A 6,189-nucleotide genomic window follows, 5' to 3' on the forward strand; every position below is an offset into this window, starting at 1 on the left:
GCGGCGGGGGCCCGCCTACCCCGGGGGCCCACCAGGGTAAATCGGCCACTATCCTGGGTGAAGACCTCGACCAGCTGGCTGGTCTCCCGATAGGGCCGACTGTGGATGACGAAAGCCGGGGTCAGCAATCAGTCGTCGCCATACCCGAGGCTGCGCAGGGCGCGCTCATCATCAGCCCAGCCCGACTTGACCTTGACCCACAGCTCGAGGTGCACCTTGTTCTGGAACAGACGCTCCATATCGAGGCGCGCCTCGGTGCCGATGGTTTTGATCTTCTCGCCCTTGTTGCCGATGACCATCTTCTTCTGGCCATCACGCTCGACCAGAATGAGGCCGTGGATGTGGTAGAGGCCGTTCTCTTCCACCTTGAAGCGCTCGATCTCCACCGTCACCGAGTAGGGCAGCTCCTCACCGGTGAAGCGCATCAGCTTCTCGCGGATGATCTCGGAGGCCATAAAGCGGGAGGAGCGGTCGGTCACGTAATCTTCCGGGAAGAAGTGGACGTTTTCCGGCAGCAGATCCTTGGCCCATTCGCGGATCTTCTCCACGTTGGTGCCTTTTTCGGCACTGATGGGCAGAATATGGGCGAAGTTCATCTGTTGGCCCAGCCACTCGAGGTGGGGCAGCAGATCTTCTTTCTCTTTGACGTTGTCAATCTTGTTGACCGCCAGCACCACAGGGCACTTGAGATTGCGCAGCTTGCCCAGCACCATCTCGTCATCTTTGGTCCAGTGGGTACCGTCGACCATGAACACCACCATGGCCACGTCCCCCAGCGAACTGGTGGCGGCACGGTTCATCAGGCGGTTGATGGCTCGTTTCTCTTCAATGTGCAGACCCGGGGTATCTACATAGATGGTCTGGTAGTTATCCTCGGTATCGATCCCCAAAATCCGATGACGGGTGGTCTGGGGTTTCTTCGAGGTAATGCTGACCTTCTGGCCAAGCAGCTTGTTGAGCAGGGTGGACTTGCCCACATTCGGGCGGCCCACGATGGCGACAAAGCCGCAGTAGGTAGTATCTGTCATGACAGTTTTTCCAATGCCTGTTGTGTTGAAAGACCGCGGCCTCTTGCATCGATAGCAGTCATGACAGTCTTTCCAATGCTTGCTGCGCCGCGGCCTGTTCGGCCTTGCGACGGCTGGTGCCGACCCCGACGAGGGGCCCATCCAGACCTTCCACGTCACACTGGACAGTGAACTCCTGGTTGTGTGCCTCGCCCTTGACGTTGGTCACGGTGTAGGTCGGCAGGGATTTGCGGCTTCCCTGCAGAATTTCTTGCAGACGGGTCTTGGGATCTTTCTGCTCGATGCCCGGCTTGATCTCTTCCAGGCGGCTGGCATACCAGCTCAGCAGCAGTGTCCGCACCGTCTCAAGATTGGTATCCAGATAGACGGCACCGATCACCGCCTCGACCGTATCGGCCAGAATGGATTCGCGGCGAAAACCGCCGCTCTTGAGTTCGCCGGGGCCCAGGATCAGGTGATCCCCGAGGTCAAACTCCCGGCCCAGTTCGGCCAGGGTCTTCTCGCGCACCAGGGTGGCGCGCATCCGGCTGAGATCCCCTTCCGCCGCTTGCGGGAAGCGGTGGAACAGATCGTCGGCAATCACCAGACTCAAGATCGAGTCACCCAGAAATTCCAGTCGTTCATTGTGACGGGAACCGGCGCTGCGGTGAGTCAGCGCACGGGTCAGCAGTTCCAGATCCGCAAAGACATGCCCGAGACGGGACTGCAGTCTGTTCATCTTGATATTCATTTACTTGATTCCGCCAATGCGGTTGAAGCGCACACCTGTCGGTACCCAACTTGGCAGCAGGGAGCCTTCTTCGCGCTCGAATTCAAAACTTATCCAGATAGCGACCGCCTTGCCGACCAGATTCTGCTCGGGCACAAAGCCCCAGAAGCGGCTGTCGGTGCTGTTGTCGCGGTTGTCGCCCATCACGAAATACTGGCCTTCCGGTACGACCCATTCGTCGGGGTAGGTGCCGGGCTGGCGATAGTAACGGCCAACCATGTCGGGCATCAGCGGATTGCGCAGGGTCTCGTGGGAGACATCACCCAACTGCTCGGTATAGCGGTCAAGGGGGATCCCCATCTGGGTAAATTCGCCTCTTTGTTCAAACTTGACGTCGAGCTTCTTGAAGCCCGGGCACGTTTTCCCTTCCTGCTCTTCGCACTTGGGCCGGATCATCAGCTCCTTGTTGCGATAGATGACCCGATCACCCGGCATGCCGACCACCCGCTTGATGTAGTCAACGCGCGGTTCAAGGGGATACTTGAACACCACCACGTCGCCACGCTTGGGCTCGCCAGTCTCGAGGAACTTGGTGTTGGTCACCGGATCCCGCAGACCATAGGCAAATTTTTCCACCAGGATGAAGTCGCCCACCAGCAGGGTGGGCATCATGGAGCCTGACGGGATCTGGAACGGTTCAAAAATGAACGAACGCAGGATCAGCACAAAGGTGATGACCGGGAAGACCCCGGCGGTCTGCTCAATCCAGACCGGCACGGGGGCCACCTTGGCCAGAGTCTTCTCATCCAGGTGGGCACCGCCATGGGCACGAGCCACGGCAATCTTGGCGGCGCGCTGCTTGGACCAAATCATCTTGTCCAGACACCAGATAACACCGGTGATCGCGCAGACCACCACCAGGATCAGGGAAAACGTGCTTGCCATCTATTAATCCTTTCCGACGTGGAGAATCGCGAGGAAGGCTTCCTGCGGCACGTCGACACGGCCGAGGGACTTCATCCGTTTCTTACCTTCTTTCTGCTTGTTCAGCAGTTTCTTCTTACGACTCACGTCACCACCGTAACACTTGGCGGTTACGTCTTTACGCAGAGCCTTGACGGTGCTGCGAGCGATGATCTGGTTGCCGATGGCCGCCTGAATGGCGATATCGAACATCTGGCGCGGGATCAGCTCACGCATCTTCTCCACCACCTGACGACCGCGATACTGGGCGTTGTCTTTGTGGGTGATGATGGCCAGGGCATCGACGCGCTCACCGTTGATCATGATGTCCAGACGGACCATGTCGGAGGTTTCGAAACGCTTGAAGCCGTAGTCCAGCGAGGCGTAACCACGACTGGTGGATTTCAGACGGTCGAAGAAGTCGAGCACCACTTCTGCCATCGGGATTTCATAGGTCAGTGCCACCTGCTTGCCGTGATAGACCATGTTGGTCTGTACGCCACGCTTCTCGATACAGAGGGTGATCACGTTGCCCATGTACTCCTGCGGCAGCAGGATATGACACTCGGCGATCGGCTCGCGCATCTCCTTGATGCTGGTGATGGCAGGCATCTGGGCCGGGCTGTCGATGTGGATGGTAGAACCGTCGGTCAGCTCGATCTCGTACACTACGGTCGGCGCCGTGGTGATCAGATCCAGATCGTATTCACGCTCCAGACGCTCCTGAATGATCTCCATGTGCAGCATGCCGAGGAAGCCGCAACGGAAGCCGAAGCCCAGCGCAGTGGAGCTCTCCGGTTCGAAGAACAGGGAGGCATCGTTCAGGGAGAGCTTGTCGAGGGCGTCACGGAACGACTCGTAGTCATCGCTGGAGATGGGGAACAGACCAGCATAAACCTGCGGCTTCACCTTCTTGAAGCCAGCCAGCGCCTTGTCGGCACCATTCTTGGCCTGAGTCAGGGTATCACCCACCGGCGCGCCGTGGATGTCCTTGATACCGCAAACAACCCAACCTACCTCGCCGCAACCCAGACCCTGGGTATCCACCTGCTTGGGCGTGAAGATACCGATACGATCGACACCCCACACCTGACCGGTGCTCATCACCTTGATCTTGTCGTTCTTCTTCAGGGAACCGTTCTTGATCCGCACCAAAGAGACAACGCCCAGATAGGAGTCGAACCAGGAGTCGATGATCAGCGCCTGCAGCGGGGCATCCGGGTCACCTTCCGGTGCCGGGATCTTGGCCACGATCTCTTCCAGCACCAGATCAACACCCAGACCGGTCTTGGCGGAGCAGCGCACCGCATCGACCGCGTCGATACCGACGATGTCTTCGATCTCCTCGGCAACCCGTTCGGGCTCGGCAGCCGGCAGGTCAATCTTGTTCAGCACCGGCACCACTTCCAGATCCATTTCCATGGCGGTATAGCAGTTGGCCAGAGTCTGTGCCTCAACCCCCTGGCCGGCATCTACCACCAGCAGCGCCCCTTCACAGGCCGCCAAAGAGCGGGAGACCTCGTAGGAGAAATCCACGTGGCCCGGGGTGTCGATAAAGTTCAGCTGGTAGGTGTTACCGTCTTGTGCCTGGTAGTTCAGGGTCACACTCTGTGCTTTGATGGTAATGCCGCGCTCGCGCTCCAGATCCATGGAGTCAAGCACCTGAGCCTGCATCTCGCGGTCGGACAAGCCACCGCAAGTCTGGATCAGACGGTCCGACAGGGTCGATTTACCGTGGTCGATGTGCGCAATAATCGAAAAGTTACGAATGTGTTTCATCGAGCAAGAGTCACTCAAAATTAGTTAAGGTCAGTTATGGAGGCGCGATTTTACTGGATAACCCGGCTGACGGCCATTCTTTAGTCGCCAGCGCCAGTGAAATAGCGCCTGTTCAGTCAGGGGAGGATGCGGACAGGGACCACGACGCCGAGCATCTGCGGGCCGTAGCGCCCCTGATCCAGGCGGTTGGAAAAGTAACGAACCAGTAAAAAGCCCAGCACGCCCCCCAGCAGGCAGCAGAGAATGGTAATCCCCTCCCCGCCCGAGAGCAGCGGCGCCAGCCAGAGCTGCCCCAGCAAGGCGCCGGCCAACAGACAGAAAAGCGGCAGCACATAGACCAGCGCAGCCCCGCGCAGCAGACTCTCCTGCGGGATACCGAGCCTCACTTGTTGGCCAACCCGCACCTCGGCGGTCAGCCTGACTCGCAAGCGGGGAGCTTTCAGGGGAAATGCCTTGGCCACGGTGCCGGTACCGCAGTTGGATTGCTGCTGACAACCACTGCAGGCGGAGCGCCGCTCGCACTCCACCCAGGCATGGTCACCCTCAATGGCCACCACGGTCGCCAGCTCTTCACTCATCTCATTCACGGCAACACCTCGGGTTCACACAATCAGGGGATCTGACCACGACTCGCCACGCTCGGCAAGCGGGGAAGAACCCCGCATCCCCCGTTACTGCACCGCTTCGTTGTGGGCCAGCGGCTGGACCGACTCGGCGATGCGCTTGGCGGTTTCGGCAGGCACCTCGCCGACCACGGTGATCTCGACCCCCACCTCGTTGACATAGCTCACCAGCGAGGTCGCCCCCTGGCGGATCAGCTGCTGGCGCACCGCCTGCTTGGGATCGACCCGGGAGACGTAGACCGAGAGATCCACCAGCCCGTCGGAGAGCATCATGTAATCCACCGGCATACTGGTGGTCACCAGCTGGTGCCGGTCTTGCGACAGCACCTTGAAGCCATCGGGCAACCAGGTGATCTGCCAGTTCAACTGCTGTTGCGGCGCCGGATAGGCATCCTCCAGCGCCAGCGCCGGAGGCTGCTTGCTGTTGGCCAGCTTTACCAGCCAGGGGGCCGGTTTGCTCTGCAGATCCAGTTCGACACCAAGTACCTGCTCCACCAGATTGCCTTCCCGCTCGACCATGTCGATCCGCAGCAGCAAGTGGCTCTGCTCGTCAATCCAGAGCACGAAACCATATTTGTCGGCCTCTTTAGGCACCAGCCTCACCACCTGCGCCACCACACCGGCAACCCGGCTGCGGCCGGCCAGCACAGGATCATAGCTCTCCAGCACCTGTGCCAGCGGCATCTTCACCAGGGTCGACCAGATGCCGGGGAAACGGGCATCCTTCAGGGTGTAGGGATCGTGGCTGTTTTCAAAGAAGGTGTATTCGTTCTGGCGCTGGAGATACTCGATCGCCTTGCCGTCGAGGTAACTGAGGTGGGCAACTTCCTTGCCGTTGATGACGGCATGGCTGATCCGGATCGGTTCAAGACGCCCCTGACGGGCCTTGACCATGGACAACTCGAAATTCTGTTGTTGCACGGCACTCTGCATCTGCTGCAACAAGGCCTGGGGGGGGGGGGGGGGGGGGGGGGCGCGGGGGGCGCGGGGCCCCCCCCGCGACGCCATGCTGGCTACCTTCTCCACTATTCTCTCGACCCTCACCCTGGCAGTTGCCGGCATCGGCGCCATCAGCCTGCTGGTCTCC

7 protein-coding genes and 1 pseudogene are annotated in these 6,189 nt (G+C 59.8%); 1 reads left to right on the forward strand and 7 read right to left on the reverse strand.

Annotation, left to right across the window (positions count from 1 at the left end; all coding sequences use genetic code 11):
* The 7 genes and pseudogenes from ACW5W8_RS23110 to ACW5W8_RS23140 all read right to left on the reverse strand — a co-directional run.
* The coding region (locus tag ACW5W8_RS23110; RefSeq protein ID WP_498630725.1) for a recombination protein O N-terminal domain-containing protein at positions 1–128 on the reverse strand (128 nt) is incomplete at its 3' end.
* Positions 129–1,028, reverse strand: coding sequence for a GTPase Era (era, locus tag ACW5W8_RS23115; RefSeq protein WP_005335393.1), 900 nt, complete (start codon positions 1,026–1,028; stop codon positions 129–131). It lies immediately after the preceding gene.
* Positions 1,029–1,086: 58 nt separating this feature from the next.
* Positions 1,087–1,758 (reverse strand): ribonuclease III, encoded by a 672-nt coding sequence (gene rnc / locus ACW5W8_RS23120; RefSeq protein ID WP_103250418.1) that lies wholly within the window; start codon positions 1,756–1,758, stop codon positions 1,087–1,089.
* On the reverse strand, positions 1,759–2,682 hold the full coding sequence (gene lepB / locus ACW5W8_RS23125) for a signal peptidase I (RefSeq protein ID WP_005335395.1): 924 nt from the start codon (positions 2,680–2,682) through the stop codon (positions 1,759–1,761).
* A 3-nt stretch (positions 2,683–2,685) separates the two neighbouring features.
* Positions 2,686–4,479, reverse strand: coding sequence for a translation elongation factor 4 (gene lepA, locus ACW5W8_RS23130; protein WP_005335396.1), 1,794 nt, complete (start codon positions 4,477–4,479; stop codon positions 2,686–2,688).
* 116 nt (positions 4,480–4,595) lie between these two features.
* Positions 4,596–5,057, reverse strand: a complete 462-nt coding sequence (locus ACW5W8_RS23135; RefSeq protein WP_040068038.1) for a SoxR reducing system RseC family protein — start codon at positions 5,055–5,057, stop codon at positions 4,596–4,598.
* Between the two features lie 93 nt (positions 5,058–5,150).
* Positions 5,151–6,053 (reverse strand): annotated as a pseudogene (locus tag ACW5W8_RS23140) (MucB/RseB C-terminal domain-containing protein); the annotation flags it as partial.
* Between ACW5W8_RS23140 and ACW5W8_RS23145 the strand changes: the two are divergent.
* A partial coding sequence (locus ACW5W8_RS23145) for a hypothetical protein (RefSeq protein WP_498630728.1) occupies positions 5,995–6,189 on the forward strand: 195 nt, incomplete at its 3' end. The pseudogene ACW5W8_RS23140 and the gene ACW5W8_RS23145 overlap by 59 nt on opposite strands.

Source organism: Aeromonas aquatilis, from assembly GCF_054052405.1.

What these genes read in the sequence shown, in the direction of transcription:
- era (WP_005335393.1), bottom strand. Translation starts at nt 1,028, where the DNA reads ATGACAGATACTACCTACTGCGGCTTTGTCGCCATCGTGGGCCGCCCG.
- rnc (WP_103250418.1), bottom strand. Translation starts at nt 1,758, where the DNA reads ATGAATATCAAGATGAACAGACTGCAGTCCCGTCTCGGGCATGTCTTT.
- lepB (WP_005335395.1), bottom strand. Translation starts at nt 2,682, where the DNA reads ATGGCAAGCACGTTTTCCCTGATCCTGGTGGTGGTCTGCGCGATCACC.
- lepA (WP_005335396.1), bottom strand. Translation starts at nt 4,479, where the DNA reads ATGAAACACATTCGTAACTTTTCGATTATTGCGCACATCGACCACGGT.
- ACW5W8_RS23135 (WP_040068038.1), bottom strand. Translation starts at nt 5,057, where the DNA reads ATGAGTGAAGAGCTGGCGACCGTGGTGGCCATTGAGGGTGACCATGCC.